The sequence below is a fragment of the Bradyrhizobium sp. 33ap4 genome (assembly GCF_032654765.1).
GTDB lineage: Bacteria > Pseudomonadota > Alphaproteobacteria > Rhizobiales > Xanthobacteraceae > Bradyrhizobium > Bradyrhizobium australafricanum.
Genome location: NZ_JAUMTJ010000048.1, coordinates 57113 through 75018 on the forward strand (window position 1 = coordinate 57113; position 17906 = coordinate 75018).

At 65.2% G+C, this 17906-nt stretch carries 16 protein-coding genes; 7 read left to right on the top strand and 9 right to left on the bottom strand.

Annotated features, from left to right (window positions below; translation table 11 throughout):
• Positions 1-12 precede the first annotated feature (12 nt).
• Entirely contained in the window at positions 13-399 is a 387-nt protein-coding gene (locus Q2M23_RS30830) for an ester cyclase (protein ID WP_316398060.1), read from the bottom strand.
• Positions 400-657: 258 nt separating this feature from the next.
• On the opposite strand from Q2M23_RS30830, the gene Q2M23_RS30835 reads away from it, so the two are divergent.
• The 4 genes from Q2M23_RS30835 (at position 658) to Q2M23_RS30850 (ending at position 5653) form a co-directional block, all read left to right on the top strand.
• Positions 658-1257: a tetratricopeptide repeat protein gene (locus Q2M23_RS30835; protein ID WP_316398061.1), complete on the top strand. Its 600-nt coding sequence runs from the start codon at positions 658-660 to the stop codon at positions 1255-1257.
• Between the two features lie 201 nt (positions 1258-1458).
• Positions 1459-2610, top strand: coding sequence for a DJ-1/PfpI family protein (locus Q2M23_RS30840; RefSeq protein WP_316398062.1), 1152 nt, complete (start codon positions 1459-1461; stop codon positions 2608-2610).
• A gap of 106 nt (positions 2611-2716) precedes the next feature.
• Complete coding sequence (locus Q2M23_RS30845; RefSeq protein ID WP_316398063.1) at positions 2717-5074, top strand: Orn/Lys/Arg decarboxylase N-terminal domain-containing protein; 2358 nt, start codon at positions 2717-2719, stop codon at positions 5072-5074.
• Positions 5075-5092: 18 nt separating this feature from the next.
• Positions 5093-5653, top strand: coding sequence for a GNAT family N-acetyltransferase (locus Q2M23_RS30850; protein ID WP_253639518.1), 561 nt, complete (start codon positions 5093-5095; stop codon positions 5651-5653).
• 343 nt (positions 5654-5996) lie between these two features.
• On the opposite strand, the gene Q2M23_RS30855 is transcribed toward Q2M23_RS30850, so the two are convergent.
• Positions 5997-6218, bottom strand: coding sequence for a dodecin (locus tag Q2M23_RS30855; RefSeq protein WP_026192947.1), 222 nt, complete (start codon positions 6216-6218; stop codon positions 5997-5999).
• A gap of 245 nt (positions 6219-6463) precedes the next feature.
• Here Q2M23_RS30855 and Q2M23_RS30860 point away from each other — a divergent pair, with 245 nt between their 5' ends.
• A complete protein-coding gene (locus tag Q2M23_RS30860) occupies positions 6464-7045 on the top strand; it encodes an HdeD family acid-resistance protein (RefSeq protein WP_057017581.1) in 582 nt (193 codons plus the stop codon).
• A gap of 167 nt (positions 7046-7212) precedes the next feature.
• Here the strand turns inward: Q2M23_RS30860 and Q2M23_RS30865 are convergent, their stop codons facing one another.
• On the bottom strand, positions 7213-7599 hold the full coding sequence (locus Q2M23_RS30865; RefSeq protein ID WP_210262721.1) for a hypothetical protein: 387 nt from the start codon (positions 7597-7599) through the stop codon (positions 7213-7215).
• Positions 7600-7858: 259 nt separating this feature from the next.
• Positions 7859-8599, bottom strand: a complete 741-nt coding sequence (locus Q2M23_RS30870) for a hypothetical protein (protein WP_310881611.1) — start codon at positions 8597-8599, stop codon at positions 7859-7861.
• Between the two features lie 158 nt (positions 8600-8757).
• Between Q2M23_RS30870 and Q2M23_RS30875 the strand changes: the two genes are divergently transcribed.
• Positions 8758-9702 carry a dehydrogenase gene (locus Q2M23_RS30875; RefSeq protein WP_316398064.1) on the top strand — a complete coding sequence of 315 codons (945 nt, stop codon included), beginning with the start codon at positions 8758-8760 and terminating at the stop codon, positions 9700-9702.
• A 120-nt stretch (positions 9703-9822) separates the two neighbouring features.
• Here Q2M23_RS30875 and coaA read toward each other — a convergent pair whose 3' ends face one another.
• From coaA to Q2M23_RS30900, 5 genes are all read right to left on the bottom strand, one after another.
• Positions 9823-10755, bottom strand: a complete 933-nt coding sequence (gene coaA / locus Q2M23_RS30880) for a type I pantothenate kinase (protein ID WP_141341553.1) — start codon at positions 10753-10755, stop codon at positions 9823-9825.
• A 226-nt stretch (positions 10756-10981) separates the two neighbouring features.
• The gene (locus Q2M23_RS30885) at positions 10982-13240 is read right to left on the bottom strand and encodes a xanthine dehydrogenase family protein molybdopterin-binding subunit (RefSeq protein ID WP_316398065.1); all 2259 of its coding nucleotides are present in this window, start codon (positions 13238-13240) and stop codon (positions 10982-10984) included.
• Entirely contained in the window at positions 13237-13719 is a 483-nt protein-coding gene (locus tag Q2M23_RS30890) for a (2Fe-2S)-binding protein (RefSeq protein WP_057017586.1), read from the bottom strand. The genes Q2M23_RS30885 and Q2M23_RS30890 overlap by 4 nt, the downstream gene beginning before the upstream one ends.
• A 4-nt stretch (positions 13720-13723) precedes the next feature.
• Complete coding sequence (locus Q2M23_RS30895; RefSeq protein WP_316398068.1) at positions 13724-14584, bottom strand: xanthine dehydrogenase family protein subunit M; 861 nt, start codon at positions 14582-14584, stop codon at positions 13724-13726.
• Positions 14585-14834: 250 nt separating this feature from the next.
• The gene (locus Q2M23_RS30900; protein WP_168856752.1) at positions 14835-15293 is read right to left on the bottom strand and encodes a hypothetical protein; all 459 of its coding nucleotides are present in this window, start codon (positions 15291-15293) and stop codon (positions 14835-14837) included.
• 315 nt (positions 15294-15608) lie between these two features.
• Between Q2M23_RS30900 and Q2M23_RS30905 the strand changes: the two genes are divergently transcribed.
• Positions 15609-17219 (top strand): ABC transporter substrate-binding protein, encoded by a 1611-nt coding sequence (locus Q2M23_RS30905; protein ID WP_410469793.1) that lies wholly within the window; start codon positions 15609-15611, stop codon positions 17217-17219.
• Positions 17220-17906 lie beyond the last annotated feature (687 nt).

The following is a 17906-nucleotide window of genomic DNA, read 5'->3' on the forward strand; positions in this document are numbered from 1 at the left end:
CCGGCTCCGCCGCTACAGCTGGGCCTCGATCGCAGCCTTGTCGATCACCGACCAGACCTGCACGATCTTCCCGTCGCGGAATTCGTAGAACACGTTCTCGGCGAAGGACACGCGCTTGCCGTTGACGCCGAGACCGAGAAACGTGCCGTTCGGCGAACAGTCGAATGCCAGCCGGCTCGCGACATGGGACGCATCCGACACCAGGAGAACGATGTTGAAGCGAAGGTCCGGGATGTCGCGAAAATCCCCTTCCAGCATCGCGCGATAGCCGGATAACCCGAACCGACGGCCGTTGTGGCACACATCCTCGTCAACGAACTGACCGAGTTGCGGCCAGTCCCGGCGATTCAAACAGGCAATGTAGTTCCGGTAGATCTCGGCGAGGTCCGTTTTCATCATCGATCGTCCTCCTTGCCGCGGGTCCAGATGGCCATTGAGCATTTGCGTGCGATTCTAACACCGATGTCAGTTTCGACTCCGATGTCCGATGGCGCGAACGAAACACTCAGCCAGCGTGCACGTGAAAGCGCGACGTCCCGAAGAGACAGTGCGATTGCCGCTTCGGCAAACAATTTCTTAAACCGCGCGGAATGTCTCCCGCGATCGGGAGTTAGTGCTTCAGGTCAATAACTGTCCTTGTCAAATCGGGAGGCGTACATGATCAAGTCACCGATGATGCTTGCGGCATTCCTGACAGCGCCGATCATTCTGTTCCCACCGCAGACCGCCATCGCGGCTGGCGGAGGTGGCGGCGGCGGCGGTGGTGGTGGCGACCCATACGGGTCGAGCTACGGCACTCCCGCGCCGTCCTATCCCCAGCAGAAGGACAGAAAGACCACGCACAAGGTCAAGAAGCCCTTCAAGCAGTCCGGCTTCGAAGACCCGGCATTCCGCGACGGCTATCGCGCGGCCTATGCGACAATCTACGAACGCAACGACTACGCCGCCGCGATCGATCAGTTGCACGCACTCGGCCGCGATGATCAGCCGAACGTCGCGAACCTGATCGGCTATTCCTATCGCAAGCTCGGCGACTACAAGCAATCGCAAGTCTGGTACGAACGTGCGCTCAAGGCCGATCCGAACCACGTCCTGACGTGGAACTACTACGGCCTGTGGCAGATCGAACAGGGAAACCGCGACCAGGCGCAGTATCATCTGCAGCGGATCGCCGAGATCTGTGGCACCGAATGCGAAGAGTATCGGACGCTGGCGGCGGCACTGGAAAAGCCGCCGGGTACGAACCTCGTCTACTGAGCGCGTCGCGTAGCCCGCATGAGCGGAGCGACATGCGGGGAAGGACCGGCCCCGGATGTCGCTGTCGCTCGTCCGGGCTATGCCTGTGAGCCGCTTTGTTCGCGTGTCCGTTTTTGCGGGAATTTCGCCGTTTTGGTCGACGTGGCCGGCGAGTAGCTTGCGTGCCGGGCGACGCACGCGGATACGTTGAGATCGATCATCATGACCTGGCGGCTTCTCGCGTGGAGCGGCATCGCCGTTGCCGCGCTGGTTCCAATCATCGGCGGCATCTGGCTCTTCACCCTGCCCGCCGCATCGGCGTTCCGGGTTCCGCCTCCGATCGCCAAGGCCGAGCAGGATGCAACGCTCGCGGCGCTGAAGCCGCCGAAGCGGTCGCGCCCCCTGATCGCGATGCTCGGCATCAACGACATGACCGAGACCACCGACTATCTGATGCCCTACGGCATCCTCAAGCGCGCCGATGTTGCCGATGTCGTCACGCTGGCGACGGGACCCGGTCCGGTCGCGCTATTCCCGGTGCTGAAGGTCGAGCCTGATGCGACCATCGCCGCATTCGACGCCGCACATGGCGACGGCGCCGACTACGTCATCGTGCCGGCGATGAGCCCCGACGACGATCCGGCGGTCATGCAATGGATCCGGCAGCAGGCGGAGAAAGGCGCCGTGATCGTCGCCGTCTGCGCCGGCGCCAAGGTGCTCGCCTCGACCGGCCTGCTCGACGGCAGGCGCGCCACCACGCACTGGTTTTACCTGAAGAACTGGCGCAGCAAACATCCCGCCATCCAATACGTCGCCGACCGCCGCATCGTGGTCGATCGCGGCGTCGCGACGACGACCGGGATTTCGGCGTCGATGCCGATGTCGCTGACCCTGATCGAGGCGATCGCCGGCCGTACCAGGGCCGAGGCCGTCGCGCGCGAGATCGGCCTGCCAGGCTGGGACGCGCGGCATGACAGCAACGCCTTCAAGTTCACGCGTCCCTTCGCGCTGACCGCCATCCGGAACACGCTGGCGTTCTGGAACCGGGAACAGCTCGGCCTCGCGCTGGCTCCCGGCGTCGACGAGGTCTCGCTGGCGCTGGTCGCCGACAGCTGGTCGCGCACCTATCGATCGCATGCCGTGACGTTCGCCGCGACCGGCGACGCGGTGACGACCCGCAACGGCCTGCGTATTTATCCGCAAGTCGTGGCGCCGGATTGGTCCGCAGATCGTCTGCTGCCCGCGGTCGGCACCGCGCCGCCCGCGCAGGCGCTCGACCGGGCGCTTGCCGGGATCGAAACACGCTATGGCCGTGATACGGCGGACTTCGTCGCCATGCAGCTCGAATACCCACGGGCTGACGCCGTGCAGTGAGGGATTGCGTCCCCAACAACGTATTCGATCCTCCATCCGCCCCATTGTCATCTGCCTGTCATGAATTGTGCCGACACGTCAGCGCCGGACCAGTTCGGGGACACGCATGGACTATTTCAAACGCTTCAACTTCCTGTTCGCTGCGCCGGTGTTCGAGGCCGACGACCTCGAGGGCATCCGCTTCAACCAGATCATCGCCGAGATCGAGCGCTCCGGCTTCGAGGTGGTTCGCGCCCGCAAGCTGGAAGATGCCGAGATCGCGGTGCAGACCGACGCCGCGATCGGCTGCATGGTGGTCGATTGGGGCAAGAAGGGCCTTGAGGGCAAGACCGCGGCGCTGATCAACCTGATGCGCCGGCGCGGCCTCGACTTCCCGATCATCCTGTTGATCCGGCGCAAGCGGTTCGAGGACCTGCCGGTCGAGGTGCTCGATTTCATCGACGGCTACGTGTTCCTGTCCGAGGAAACCCCGCCCTTCATCGCCAAGAACCTGATCTCCAGGCTGAAGCAATATGCCGAGAATTTGAAGACGCCGTTCTTCGGCGCGCTGGTCGACTATGCCGAGGAAGGCAACCAGCTCTGGACCTGCCCGGGCCACAATGGCGGCGTGTTCTACAGCCGCAGCCCAATCGGACGGGTGTTCGTCGAACACCTTGGCGAAGCCGTGTTCCGCGACGACCTCGACAATTCCGTGCTCGACCTCGGCGACCTCCTCACCCATGAGGGGCCGGCGCTGCGGGCGCAGAAGGAGGCGGCCCGGATCTTCGGCGCCGAGAAAACCTATTTCGTGCTCAACGGCACCTCGACCTCCAACAAGGTCGCGCTCGGCTCGCTGGTCACCGACGGCGACCTCGTGCTGTTCGACCGCAACAACCACAAGGCCGCGCATCACGGCGCGCTGCTGATCGGCGGCGGCATCCCGGTCTACGTGCCGACGGTGCGCAACGCCTGCGGCCTGATCGGGCCGATGCGCTGGGACCTGCTCGACGAGGGCACGCTGCGCGACCACATCCGCAAGCACCCGCTGGTCAAGGACGAGAACGCCTGGAAGAAGGAGCGTCCGTTCCGGGTCGCCGTGGTCGAGCAGTGCACCTATGACGGCACCATCCACTCGGCCGAGATGATCCTCAAGCGGATCGGCCATCTCTGCGACTACATCCTGTTCGACGAGGCCTGGGCCGGCTTCATGAAATTCCACCCGATCTATGCCGGCCGCTTCGCCATGGGACTGTCCGATCTCGGCCCCGAGGCGCCCGGCATCATTGCGACCCAATCGACCCACAAGCAGCTCGCGAGCTTCTCGCAGGCCTCGCAGATCCACATCCGCGACCGCCACATCAAGGGCCAGAAGCGCCGGGTCGAGCATCGCCGCTTCAACGAAAGCTTCATGCAGCACGCCTCGACCTCGCCGTTCTACCCGCTGTTCGCCTCGCTCGATGTCGGCGCGCAGATGATGAAGGGCCGCTCCGGCGAAGTCCTGTGGGACGACACGATCCGGCTCGGCATCGAGCTGCGCAAGAAGATCCGCGCCGTGAAGCGCGAGTTCGAGGAGAAGGAGACGCGCCCCGAGCGGCGCTGGTTCTTCGAGCCGTTCGTGCCGGACCGCGTGAAGATCCCCGACGTCGCGCGCGAGAACGGCGTGCACAATGTCGCCTGGGAGACGATCTCGACCGATCAGCTCGCGACCAATCCGTCCTACTGGCAGCTCAGTCCCGGCGAGACCTGGCACGGCTTTCCCGAACTGACCGCGGGCTTCGCCATGACCGACCCGAACAAGCTCACATTGCTGACGCCGGGCTTCGATCACGCCACCGGCGCCTATGCCGATCACGGCATCCCCGCACCGGTGGTGGCGCAATATTTGCGGGAGAACCGCATCGTCGCCGAAAAGAACGACCTCAATTCCCTGCTGTTCCTGCTGACGCCCGGCGTCGAGGCCAGCAAGGCCGGCACGCTGGTCTCCGGGCTCGTCGCCTTCAAGAAGCTGCACGACGACAACGCGCTGCTCGAGGACGTCATCCCGGAATTCTACCGCCGCCGTCCGGGCCGCTATGCCGGGGTGCGGCTGCGCGACCTCTGCGGCGACATGCACCGCTTCTTCCGCGACGGCGGCGTCAGCACGCTGCAGGCCAGGCAATTCCTGCCCGAGCACCTGCCCGAGATCGCGATGTCGCCGCGCCAGGCCGCACAATATCTCATCCGCAACGATGTCGACTATCTGCCGATCGACCAGATCTTCGGCCGCGTCGCCGCGACGCCGTTCGTGGTCTACCCGCCCGGCATCGCCACCATCGTGCCCGGCGAGCGGCTGTCGGAACGCAGCAAGCCGATGATCGATTACCTGAAGATGTTCGAGGCGAGCTTCAATGCGTTCCCGGGCTTCGAGGTCGAGGTCCAGGGCATCTACAAGGAGATCGACGACTCCGGCCGCGTCCGCTTCTACACCTATGTCGTGTCCGAATAGGCGAACGGACGCAACACAATGGAGAATGATTACAAGATCACCGTCCGCCCGTCCCGCGACAGCGACGTCGACGCCATGCTGTCGATCTACCGCCACCACATCCGCCGCGGCGTCGAGGAAAGCGTCGACGACAGCGGCACGCCGGAGCCCGACGATCTGCGCGACCGCCGCAAGAATCTGCGCAACACCCGCCTGCCCCACCTCGTCGCGATCTGCGACAGCGAGGTGGTCGGCTATGCCTATGTCGTGCTGTTTCGCAAGCGTCCGGCCTACCGCTACACGGTGAAGCATTCGATCTATGTGCATCACCGCTTCACCGGCCAGCGCGTTGGCGGCCGGCTGCTGCAGGAGTTAATCGACACCTGCGCCGCCGCCGGCTTCCGCCAGATGATCGGCTACATCGACAGCGACAACGCCGCCTCGCTCGCGCTGCACGACCGCTTCGGCTTCGCCCGCGTCGGGCATTTGCCCGGTGTCGCCTATCGCTATGGCCGCTGGTCCGACACCATGATGGTGCAGCGCTCGCTCGCCGCCGGCGCCACCGCCCCGCCGCCCCCCGCGCCGCTGTCGCGACGGTGATGGGCACGACACTTTCCATTCGTCGTCCCGGCGAAGGCCGGGACCCATAACCACAGGATTGGATTGGCAAGGAAGGCTGTGGCCCCAGCGTCGCGCAATAATCACCTTCGGTGGTTATGGGTCCCGGCCCCCCGTGCGCTATTGCGCACTAGGCCGGGACTACAGCGAATGTGTTGCGCGGCCGGTGAGTCATACACCGGCATTCTCGCGGCCTCTGCAGCGCGAGTTTTGCATTTCGTTTCGCCGCTCTGATGACAGAGGGCGCAGGGAAAGCCGGATGCCGATCGCACCCATGGGTCCCGAGTAATCCTGCAGGCTGCAAGGCGCAAGCGACCTGAACGCCCTACTCCAGCGTAAAGCCGACCCGCAGCGCCACCTGATAGTGCCGGATCTTGCCGTCCTCGATATGGCCCCGCGTCTGCACCACCTCGAACCACTTCATTTCCCGGATCGTCTTTGACGCGCGGCTCACGGCGTTCTCGATCGCCGCCTCGATGCTCTTGTCCGATGATCCGACCAGTTCCAGGATTTTGTAGACGTGATCCTTGTCGTGCGTGGCGGGCATGTCGACCTCCTCTGTGGATGCGCGATCCGGACCGCTTGCGCTGCGGTTCGGACAGTCCATCGTCCGATGCGGGCCGGCCATCGTCAAAACCGACGAATGCTGCGCGGCAACACGCCGGACGAACTGAATAAACGTGTCGCGGCGCCTTTGGTGCCAGCATGCATTTCGTGCCAGCTGCGCACCCGCCCTTGTCCGGGCCTTGACCTATGGTAGCATGGTTTCATCAAGTATTCGGGAGCGATACGATGTCCACTGCGTCCAGCTCACCCGCCACACCTCCTCACAGCCTCGGATCCGGGCTTTCCAACCTCCGCGCCAAGTGGGGCTGGATCGTCGCCCTCGGGGTGATCTACCTGATCGCCGGCGTGCTCGCCTTCGGCAGCGTCTTCTTCGCCACCGTCGTCAGCGTGCTGTTCGTCGGCGCCATGATGATCGTCGCCGGCGTCGCCGAGATCATCAACGCGTTCCAGTTCAAGACCTGGGGCAAATTCCTGTTCTGGCTGCTGCTCGGCGCGCTCTATGTCGTGGCGGGCTTCATCACCTTCGAGAACCCGCTGCTCGCCGCGGCGACGCTGACGCTGTTCCTCGGCATCGCGCTGGTGGTGTCGGGCATCGTCCGCATCTTCCTCGCGTTCGGCATGAACTCGGAAGCGCCGTGGGGAATGGTCGCGATCTCCGGCCTGATCACGCTGGTGCTCGGCGCCATGATCCTGGCGCGCTGGCCGGTCTCGAGCCTCTACGTGCTCGGCATCTTCCTCAGCGTCGACCTGATCTGCGCCGGCGTGAGCTGGATCAGCATGGGCATGGCGCTGAAGCGCAGGGCGTGAGGCGCGATCGTCGCCTCAGGCACGATCGACGGGTGGGTTAGCCAACGGGTCCGCTCGCAGGGCGGCCCGATGGCAAGCTCCGCGTGACGCGCCGCACGTTTCATGCGCGGAGAGATGGCGGGTTACGCTTACGCTAACCCGCCATACCCTCAATCCACCTGCAAGCCTCAGGGCTGCGCGAGATGCCAGGCGCCGTTCAGGAAACCGTCGCCGGTGATGTCGCCGGCCTTCTGGTCCTTGGCGAAGGTATAGAGCGGCTTGCCCTTGTAGGCCCACTGCTTGGAGCCGTCGTCACGCGAGATGATGGTGTAGCCGCCTTCGGCCTTGTCGCTGGCGTCCGCCTTCAAGACCGGCCAGTTCGTCGCGCACGGGCCGTTGCAGGCCGACTTGCCTTCGGAATCCTTGTCGAAGGTGTAGAGCGTCATGCCCTTGGCGTCGGTGAGGACGGAGCCCTTCGCGGTGGTTCCGGTCTTGGTCGGCGGCGCGGCAAAGGCCGCCGAGGCGAACGCAAGCGACACGGCGGTGGCGAGCGCGAGCGAGATCGATGTCTTCATGATGTCTCCTGTTCGAATGCAAATGGCTTGCATGCGTAAGGACGCCGAAGGGCGCGCACTATTCCGCTGACGGCGCGCGAAGAATTTTCGGGACGGCGATCAATGCGAGGGGAATAAAGCCGCAGGCGCGTGCCGATACCGTCCCGTAGCCCGCATGAGCGGAGCGACATGCGGGAGCCGCCCCGGATATCGCGGAGCCTGTCATCGGGCGCGCGTTCGCGCGACCCGTTGGCTCATCCGGGCTACAACACCGAATATGCTACCGCCTGATTTCCTCGACCGCGCGCACCAGCGGGCGGTCGGAGAGCTGGATCGGGCCGGAGAACGGCGTGCTCATTTCGAGGATCAGGTAAATCGCGGCCGAGATCAGCGCCGCGGCGGCGACGGTGGTCGAGATCACCACTGCGTTGCGCGGCGCGCGAAAGCCGAGGGTGGCGAACATCAGCGTCAGCCACCCGACCAGGATGCAGATCAGCGGCGACGGAAACGAGCCGTCGGACTGCTCGACAAAGGTCCAGCGCTGCTGCACCGCCTGCCGATAGACCGAGCGCGCGTCGTTCCACAGCGCGACCTTCTGCTCGTCGTCGAACCGCAACTCGCGCAGGCTGGTGCCGACCTCGTCGAGCAGGCGCTCGGACACCGCGCTTGCCCTGGAGATCGGAACATCCTTGAGCACCTGCTCGACATAAGCGAGCAGCCGCTTGCGCGGCTCCTCGGCGCTCGGCCCGAGCGGCCGCAGGCTGCGATCGAGCAGGATGAGGTCGGTGGCGAAGACGTGCAAATTGCGATCGACCGCCACATAGGTGTTGGCGGCACTGTTCATCATCAGGCCGAGCAGCAGCGACGGCATGGTGACGAACAGCGTCGCGACCAGGCGTACCGAGGTATTGGTCTCGTCGCTGCGGTGATGATCGGCAAGCCGGACATGGATCGCCATGGTCGCAAGCGCGGCGCCGCCGAGCAGGATGAAGATCAGGACGGCGACGATGAATGCAACCACGGCTTGCGAGAACCTGCGAGAGAATCAGGTCCGCAGGATAGCAAGGGACGCCCGGCGGTGCATGTCCGGTTGACTAGCCGTCCCCACGCGCTATCCAGTCCGCACGGGTTGGGGGACGTCCGGCGAGAGCGCGAGGCGCGCTCCAGAGGAGATACCACGTGCATATCGTCGACGACAACGAGGTCAACCGCGTCCTGAGCTTCCCGGTCCTGATCGAGGCGATCGAGGCCGCGCACCGGCGGCCGAAGATCGCGGTGCACGACGGTTATCTCGGCGACGACAAGGGCCAGCAGCTGGTGACGCGCAGCGCGGTCGATGCCGGCCGCTTCATGATGACCAAGCTCTACACCAGCTTTCCCGGCAACCTCGCCCACGGCAAGCTGCCGGCGGTTCAGGCGGTCTGCGTGCTGTTCGACGGCAATGACGGGCGTCCGCTCGCGGTGATGGACGCCGCCGAGATCACCCATTGGAAGACCGCCGCGGACTCCGCGCTCGGCGCAAAACACCTCGCGCGGCCGGATGCCGAGACGCTGCTGGTGGTCGGCGCCGGCGAGATGGCGCGCTGGCTGGTGCGCGGCCACCGCACCGTGCGGCCGCAGCTGAAGCGGGTGCGGGTCTGGAACCGGACAGTTGAACGCGCCCAGGAGCTCGCCGCGCTGCTGGAAGGCGACGGCATCGCGGCCGAGGCCGTCACCGATCTCGACGCCGCGACACGCGAGGCCGACATCATCACCACCTGCACCCGCTCGCGCGAGCCGCTGGTCAAGGGCGCCAATTTGCGGCCCGGCACCCATCTCGATCTGGTCGGCGGCTTCACCCCGGAGACCCGCGAGTCCGACGACGAGGCGGCGCGGCGTTCGCGCATCTTCGTCGACCGCCGCGAATCCGCCTTCGACGGCGTCGGCGACATCCTGCAACCGATCGCGAGCGGCGCGATCACCGAGAGCGACGTGCTCGGCGACCACTACGACCTCGCCGGCGGCAAGGTCGCCGGGCGGCTGTCGGATAGCGACATCACCTTCTTCAAGAACGCCGGCGGCGGGCATCTGGATCTGATGACCTGCGAGACGGTGCTTGCGCAGCTGGGGAAGGAGCTGCGGTAAGCGGAACTGTTCTGTAGCCCGCATGAGCCAACGGGTCGCACGAATGCGCGCCCGATGACGGGCTCCGCAACATGCGGGATCAGCCTCCCCCGGATATCGCTTCGCTCATCCGGGCTACATCTACGTCTCGCGCAGCCAGACCTCGCCGATCGAGTGATCGGCGCGCTTGCGCAGCACGACGTCGGCCCGCGTCCGCGTCGGCAAGATGTTCTCCCTGAGATTGGCGCGATGATGCTCGCGCCACAGCCGCTCCGCGACCTCGCGCGCGTCACCCGGCGGCAGGTCCCTGTAGTGGTGGAAATAGGAGGCGGGATTCCGGAACGCTGTCGGCTGCAACCTGAGGAAGCGTTCGACATACCAGGACTGGATGTCGGCCTCATCGGCATCGAGATAGATCGAGAAGTCGAAGAAATCCGACACCACCACCGGCGCCGTGCCGCGCGCCAGCAGCACGTTGAGGCCCTCGAAGACCAGGATGTCCGGCTGCTGGATGACCTGGCGTTCCGACGGCACGATATCGCCGATCAGATGCGAATAGACCGGCAGCTCGAGCTCGCGTTCGCCCGCCTTCGCCGCCGCGAGAAATCGCAGCATGCGCGGCAGGTCGTAGCTCTCGGGAAAGCCCTTGCGCCGCATCAGCCCGCGCTCTTCGAGAACGCCGTTGGCATGCAGGAAGCCGTCGGTCGTCACCAGCTCGACCCACGGATGATCGGCCCAGCGGGCCAGCAGCGCGCACAGCACGCGGGCAAAGGTGCTCTTGCCGACGCCGACGCTGCCGGCCAATGCAACGATGTAGGGCGAACGGCGTGCCGGGCGGCCGAGAAACTCCGCCTTGACGTGCGCGAGGTTGCGCGCCGCCGCGAAATGCAGGTTCAACAAGCGCGTCAGCGGCAGATACACGTCGCTGACTTCGGCGGAATTGATCGGCTCGTTCAAGCCGCGCAACGCCGCGAGATCGGCGTCCGAGAGCGTCAGCGACGTGCTGGCGCGCAAGGCCGCCCAATCGCTGCGGCCGAAGATCATGTAGGCGGACAGCTCGTCGGGGTGGGTCATCTCAGCCGTTCACGGTGAGCCTGATGCGTCCGATCGATCTTGCCGAGGCAATGCCGGTTACGTCAATCGCCCTTTGCGGCGGCGATGGCAACGAGTAGCCCGCATGAGCGCAGCGACATGCGGGGCCGGTCTCCCCCCCGGATATCGCTTCGCTCATCCGGGCTACGCGGCGACCGTAGTAGAACCGTAGGGCGGGTTTGCGTTGGCGTAACCCGCCCTACGCTCCCTACTCCGCGGCCTGCTGCGTCGGTGCGTCCAGCGCCTCCGACACTTTCGGCGGAGACATCGGCAGACTGTAGAAGCGTTTGCCGAGCGCGTTGTGGACGGCGTTGGCGACCGCGGCCATCACAGGCACCAGCGGCACCTCGCCGACGCCCTTGACGCCCTGCGGATGCTTCGGGTTCGGCACCTCGACCAGCGCGCAGTCGAGCATCGGCAGGTCGGAGCAGACCGGCATGCGATAATCGAGGAAGCCGGGATTATCGACCTTGCCGTCCTTGTTGTAGACGTATTCCTCGTTCAGCGCCCAGCCGATGCCCTGCGCGACGCCGCCCTGCAGCTGGCCCTCGACATAGCTCGGATGCACGGCGCGGCCGACATCCTGCATGGCGGTGTAGCGAATGACGCGGACGATACCGAGATCGACATCGACCTCGACGTCGCAGATATGGGTGCCGAAGCCGCCCTCGGCGCCCTGGGTGTTGAGCTGCACGCTGGCGCCGATCGGACCGCCCTGCGACGGCGCCTTCTCGGCGAGGTCGGCGAGCGTCAGCGGCTCGAACTGGCCGGCATTCGGGCTCACCGGATGCGCGGCGCCGTTCTCCCACTTCACGGCTTCAGGGTCGATCTCCCAGACCTTCGCCGCGCGCTCGCGCAAGGTCGCGATCACCTTGTCGGCGGCCTGCGTCACCACCATCGAGGAGGCGAACAGCACGCGGCTGCCGCCGGTGAGGTTGGAGAATCCGACCGTCTGGGTGTCGCCGATGATGACGGAGACGCGCTTGTAGTCGATGCCGAGCAACTCGGCGCAGATATTGGCGATGCCGGCGCGCGAGCCGCCGATATCGGGGTGCCCTGTCGTGACGACGACGTTGCCGTCCTCGGTGATGTTGACCTGCGCGGAGGATTCACCGCCGGCATTGAACCAGAAGCCGGAAGCGACGCCCCTGCCCTGCAGCTTGCCGAGCGGCGCGGCATAATGCGGATGGTTCCTGGCGGCTTCCAGCGTCTCGATATAGCCAATGCGTGGGAACACCGGGCCGTGCGCCGCCTTGGTGCCTTCCTTCGCCGCGTTCTTCAGCCGCAGCGCCAAGGGGTCCATCTTGAGCGCCTCGGCAAGCTCGTCGAGCACGCATTCCACCGCATAGGCGCCGATCGGCGCGCCGGGCGCGCGATAGGCCGCGACCTTGGAGCGGTTGGAGCAGACGTCGAACCCCTCCGACAGCACATGCGGGATGTCGTAGGGCGCGAAGCTGCACCCGACCGCACCGCGGATCGGCGAACCCGGGAAGGCGCCGGCCTGCAGATAGAAGCTGCCATGGGCGGCGACGATGGTGCCGTCCTTCTTCGCGCCGATCTTCACCGTGCTCTTCGAGCCCGAGGTCGGCCCGGTGGCACGCATCACCTCCTCGCGGGTCATCACCATCTTCACCGGGCGGCCGGATTTTTTGGCGAGCAGGGTGGCGAGCGGCTCGAGATAGACGATGGTCTTGCCGCCAAAACCGCCGCCGATCTCGGCGGGGATGGCGCGGATGTCGCTCTGCGGGATGCCGGTCAGCATCGAGGTCATCGCGCGCACCATGAATTGGCCCTGGCTCGACGACCAGATCGTGGTCTTGCCGTCGGCCGCAACCGAGATCAGGCAGGCATGCGGCTCGATATAGCCCTGATGCACCGGGCGTGTGGTGAAGGAACGCTCGATGATGACTTCAGCATCCTTGAAGCCCTGCGCGATGTCGCCCTTCTTGGATTCGAGGCGGCCCATGATGTTCGAGGGCTTGCCGTCGAATTTGTTGAACTCGTGCAGGATCGGCGCATCAGCCTTCAGCGCGTCGTCGATCTCGATCGCCCAGGGCAGCACCTCGTAGTCGACCTCGATCAGCTTGCAGGCCTCGGTCGCGATCGCCTCCGTGGTCGCGGCGACGGCGGCGACGGGATGGCCGGGGAACAGCGCCTTGTCGCGCGCCATCACGTTGCGGCACATCCAGCGCATGTCCTGGATGCCGAGCATGACGGCGCCCTTCTCGATCGTGAAGTCGACGATGTCGCGCGCGGTGACCACCGCCTTGACGCCGGGCAGCGCCTCGGCCTTGGCGGTGTTGATCGACCTGATGCGGGCGTGCGGATGCGGGCTGCGCAGGACCTTGCCCCAGATCATGCCGGGCATGGTGGTGTCGGCGGCAAACGCCGCGCGGCCGGTCACCTTGTCGACGCCATCGGGCCGGATGGTGCGCTGGCCGATCCATTTGTTGTTGACGACGTTCATGGGCGAGCCTCCCGCATTTCAGCCGCGGTCTCCATCACCGCGCGGACGATCTTGTCGTAACCGGTGCACCGGCAGAGATTGCCGGCGAGCCAGAAGCGGACTTCCTCTTCGGTCGGGTTTGAATTCCTGGCGAGCAGCGCCTCGGAGGCGACCAGCATGCCCGAGGTGCAGATGCCGCACTGAAGCGCGGCGTGCTCGAGGAACTTCTGCTGCAACGGATGCAGCTTCTCGCCTCTGGCCATGCCCTCGATGGTCCCGATCTCGTGGCCCTCGGCCTCAGCCGCGAGCATCAGGCAGGAGCAGACCAGGCGGCCGTCGAGCGTGATCGAGCAGGCGCCGCAATCGCCGGACGCGCAGCCCTCCTTCGAGCCGGTGAGCCCCAATTGCCCGCGCAGCGCGTCGAGCATGGTCTCGTACGGCTCGCACAGGAATTCGACCGGCTCGCCGTTGACTGAGGTGGTGACGTGCAGTTTCGCCATGGTGCTAGTGTCCTCCCGCGCGCTGTGCGGCGATCGCGGCGGTGCGCTTGAGCAGCACGCCGGCGGTTTTGGTCCTGTAGGCGATGGTGCCGCGCTTGTCGTCGATCGGACGACAGGCGGCGCGGCATGCGGCAGCGGCGGCTTCGAGCGCGGCATCGTCGAGCTTCGAGCCGATCAGCGCCTGGGCGGCAGGCTCAACCAGCAGCGCGGTCGGTGCCACTGCACCGAGGCCGACGCGGGCCGCGGTACAGACGCGATCCTTCAAGGTCAGGCTGACGCCGATGCCGACCACCGCGATGTCCATCTCGGTGCGCGGGATCATCCGCAGGTACGCGTCACCCGAGCCTTTCGGCCGCGGCGGCAAGGTGAAGCTCACCAGGATCTCGCCCGGCTTGAGGTTGGTGCGGCCAGGTCCGGCCGGCACATCCTCAACCATCATGTCCCGCCGGCCGTTCGGACCCTGCACGGTGACGACGGCACCCGCCGCAATCATCGCCGGCACGCTGTCGCCGGCCGGTGAGCCGTTGCAGAGATTGCCGCCGGCGGAAGCGCGGCCTTGCACCTGCTTGGAGCCGATCAGGTTCACGGCCTCGAGCACGCCGGGCCATACCTTGCCAAAGCGCGCATGCTCGGCGAGTTCCATGCCGGAGACGGCGGCACCCACGCGGAAACCGCCATCGGCGGTTTCGCTGATTTCGGTCATCTCGCCGATCTTCTTGATGTCGACGATCAGTCCCGGCCGCACCAGGCCGGAGCGCATTTGCACCAATAAGTCGGTGCCCCCTGCCATAATGCGGGCGGCACTCCCGGCGGCAGCAAATGCGCCAATCGCTTCGTCAAGCGTGCGCGGTGCTACGTATCGGATATCGGTCATGACGGTTCTTTCGATCTCCCTCGACTGCTTGTTCCCTTAGGATTTGCGGGATGTGGCCTTATTGCTGGCTGGCAGACCGCGACCCTACACGGCGGATCGGGGTCCGAACAGCCTGCGAGGTGCGGCAGGAAGCGCAGGCTCCTATGCAGGATGCGGACTTGTGCGGTGCCGGCGGCGGCGCGCGGCCTTTGCTTTGGGGCGCGCTCGCGACCCGCCGCGACGAGGCCGCCAACCAGATCGGTCAGGCCTGACCGCGTTTGCCGGAGCCGATACCAAGCATCGAGAACATCCCGATGATGAGCAGCGCCGCCGGAATGCACCACCACAACACATAGCCGAACATGTATTCGAAGATCGTGCGCCGGTAAGGGGGAAGCGGATTGGGCAGCGCGCCGGCACGCTGCATCTGCTCGATCTTCTCCTGCGAGAGCTCGTGGTAAACGTTGAGCGGGCGGCCGTTGAGGTCTCTGCCGGAGCCCTTGACCATCAGGGCATAGTAGCCCGTCATCTTGTAGGGCAGGATGAAGGAGTGCGTGAGACTCACGTAGCCTAAAGCGAGGGCTTCGCCCTTGGGACCCTTCTCGGTCAGGTCCTGCAGCTGCTGGTAGCTGTATCGCGTGCCGAACTCCGCGGCGCGTACGTCCTGACCGGACACCGCCATGCCGACGAACACGAGAAGAACGAGCAGACCGCGGCGCATGGCGTCTTGCCTCTCAAAGGGGCGCGGCGGTTCGACCGCCGAACACTCATCAAACAAGCTACCGGAAAGGTGTCCAACCCCGGCTAACCCAGGCGATACAAGTGTCAGCAGCCGGTTAAGTCCTCCTCAACCTCGTCGGGACGTGCCGAGCGGCGAAGCCCGGAACCAACGCCTGCTCGGCGACGTGCTCAAGCAGTGAGCGCACACGGCTGCGCAACCTCGCAACCGGACCAAACGCGATGGCGCGGCTCTTGCTTGCTTTCAACATCGGATTGGTGAAGCATGCCGGCGCAATGACAGATCGGGAGACGGCGAATGGTCGAAGTTTCGCGCAGAACGCTCCTCAAGCTTGCGGCAGGCGTGCCGCCGGCCATCGCAGCGCCTGCCATCCTGTCATCACGCGCCTTTGCCGCGGGCAAGGGCAAGACCATCACCGCAGTGATGCATTCGGACCTGCGCATCATCGATCCCGGTTTCACCACCGCCTACATCACCCGCGACCATGGCTACATGGTCTACGACACGCTGCTCGGCATCGATTCAAGCTTCAAGGTCCGCCCGCAAATGGCGGAGTGGACGATCTCGGACGACAAGCTCACCTACACCTTCACGCTGCGCGCCGGCCTGAAATGGCATGACGGCGCGCCCGTCACCGCGGAGGACTGCATCGCCTCGCTGAAGCGCTGGACCGCCGTCGACGGCATGGCGCAGAAGCTGGCCGAATTCACCGCTTCCCTCGAGGCGAGCGGGCCGAAGACGATCGCGCTCAAGCTCAAGGAACCGTACGGCCTCGTGCTGGAGTCGCTGGCAAAGCCCTCCTCCTACGTCGCCTTCATGATGCCGAAGCGGCTCGCGGAGACGCCGCCGGGCAAGCAGATCGCCGAGCAGATCGGTTGCGGGCCGTTCAAGTTCGTGAGCGCCGAATTCCAGCCGGGCGTGAAGGCCGTCTATGAGCGCAACGCCGACTACGTGCCGCGCAAGGACAAGCCGGATTGGCTGTCGGGCGGCAAGGTCGCGAAGGTCGATCGCGTCGAATGGGTCACGATGCCCGACGCGCAGACCGCGATCAACGCGCTGCAATCCGGCGAGATCGACTTCCTGGAACAGCCGTCGGTCGACCTGCTGCCGGTGCTGGAGGCGAACTCCGACCTCACCGTGGCCGTGCTGAACAAGTTCGGCTTCCAGATCGAGGGCCGGATGAATTTCCTGCACCCGCCATTCGACAACGCCAAGGTCCGCCGCGCCGCATTCCTGGCGATGAACCAGAAGGACGTGCTCGACGCCACCGTCGGCAACGCGAAATATTACGAGATCTGCGGCTCCTATTTCGCCTGCGACACGCCGCTCGCCAGCGACGCCGGCGCCGAGACGCTGATCAAGGGCGACGGCATGGCCGAGGCGAAGAAGGCGCTCGCCGCCTCGGGCTATGACGGCACGCCCGTGGTGATCATGATCCCCGGCGACGTGCAGACGCTGAAAGGGCCGCCGACGGTCGCGGCGCAGCTGTTGCGCGCGGCCGGCTTCAACGTCGACGCGCAGGTGACGGACTGGCAGACCGTAGTGAGCCGCCGCGCCAGCCAGAAGCCGCCCAAGGAAGGCGGCTGGAACCTGTTCTTCACCTTCACTGGCGCGACCGAGGTGATGAACCCGATCGTCAACAACCAGATCGCCGCCAACGGCAAGCGGGCGTGGTTCGGCTGGCCCGAAGACGCCAAGCTCGAGCAGATGCGCGACGCCTATGCGCGCGCCACCTCCCCTGAAGAGCAGAAGAGGGTCGCGGTCGAGATTCAAAAGCAAGCCTACGAGCAGGTGATCTATATCCCGCTCGGCCAGTTCCGCTTGCCGAGCGCCTGGCGCAAATCGCTCACCGGCGTGCTGGAAGGCCCGGCGCCGCCGGTGTTCTGGAACGTCGACAAGACCGAATAAGCAATCGGCTTGTCCGCAGCCCCCCTTCGCCCCCAAGCGACCGCCGCAGCTGCGCGCGGCCAAAATATCGAAAACAACCCCATGCAAAGGAGCTGGCGGCTGCCGGCGTTCGCAAGGCAACTTGACACGTCGGGCAACTCAGGGATACATTTCCAATATTCCGAAATCGCGCAAACGCCTCTTGCATGTGCGTCGTCGTCTTATCCTCGTTCAACGCGCGCTCCCACACGCGAAAGGATAGCTCGTCCTATTCCAGTCCGTTTTCTCGAAGCAGCCTTGCAGTAGACATGCAGAAGAATAGCCACAAGGCGATCGAGATGAGACTACGATGCACCGACTTTGCTCCCGACTGGTATCAAAGTGACAGCCGTTATGCAGCAACTGTCGACAACGAACTCCGTTGTCGACTACAGGAGCTCGAAAGCAACTAGGAATTGAGTTTCCGTTCGCTTGGTGGGTAGTTCGATTGTCCAGCCAACCAACGCAGACGTGCCGAAGGCCAGCTCAGATGTCGGCTTCTGTCATCGTTCCTGACCTCCGGGCCATCGCGGAGATGTCCGGATACGAGAGTACAACTGATACCGGCCCCGAAGGCCCAGATGTCGCACTTTGACCCTGGCTGTGTGAAAAGCCACGAGTCGGTTAGGATTCTTCCGTTTCCTGATGGGGGATACGGATGGGACGCTT

Bases quoted from the DNA above. Each gene is read 5' to 3' on its own strand.
- Q2M23_RS30830 (WP_316398060.1), bottom strand. From the start codon at position 399: ATGATGAAAACGGACCTCGCCGAGATCTACCGGAACTACATTGCCTGT.
- Q2M23_RS30835 (WP_316398061.1), top strand. From the start codon at position 658: ATGATCAAGTCACCGATGATGCTTGCGGCATTCCTGACAGCGCCGATC.
- Q2M23_RS30840 (WP_316398062.1), top strand. From the start codon at position 1,459: ATGACCTGGCGGCTTCTCGCGTGGAGCGGCATCGCCGTTGCCGCGCTG.
- Q2M23_RS30845 (WP_316398063.1), top strand. From the start codon at position 2,717: ATGGACTATTTCAAACGCTTCAACTTCCTGTTCGCTGCGCCGGTGTTC.
- Q2M23_RS30850 (WP_253639518.1), top strand. From the start codon at position 5,093: ATGGAGAATGATTACAAGATCACCGTCCGCCCGTCCCGCGACAGCGAC.
- Q2M23_RS30855 (WP_026192947.1), bottom strand. From the start codon at position 6,218: ATGCCCGCCACGCACGACAAGGATCACGTCTACAAAATCCTGGAACTG.
- Q2M23_RS30860 (WP_057017581.1), top strand. From the start codon at position 6,464: ATGTCCACTGCGTCCAGCTCACCCGCCACACCTCCTCACAGCCTCGGA.
- Q2M23_RS30865 (WP_210262721.1), bottom strand. From the start codon at position 7,599: ATGAAGACATCGATCTCGCTCGCGCTCGCCACCGCCGTGTCGCTTGCG.
- coaA (WP_141341553.1), bottom strand. From the start codon at position 10,755: ATGACCCACCCCGACGAGCTGTCCGCCTACATGATCTTCGGCCGCAGC.
- Q2M23_RS30885 (WP_316398065.1), bottom strand. From the start codon at position 13,240: ATGAACGTCGTCAACAACAAATGGATCGGCCAGCGCACCATCCGGCCC.
- Q2M23_RS30890 (WP_057017586.1), bottom strand. From the start codon at position 13,719: ATGGCGAAACTGCACGTCACCACCTCAGTCAACGGCGAGCCGGTCGAA.
- Q2M23_RS30900 (WP_168856752.1), bottom strand. From the start codon at position 15,293: ATGCGCCGCGGTCTGCTCGTTCTTCTCGTGTTCGTCGGCATGGCGGTG.
- Q2M23_RS30905 (WP_410469793.1), top strand. From the start codon at position 15,609: ATGGTCGAAGTTTCGCGCAGAACGCTCCTCAAGCTTGCGGCAGGCGTG.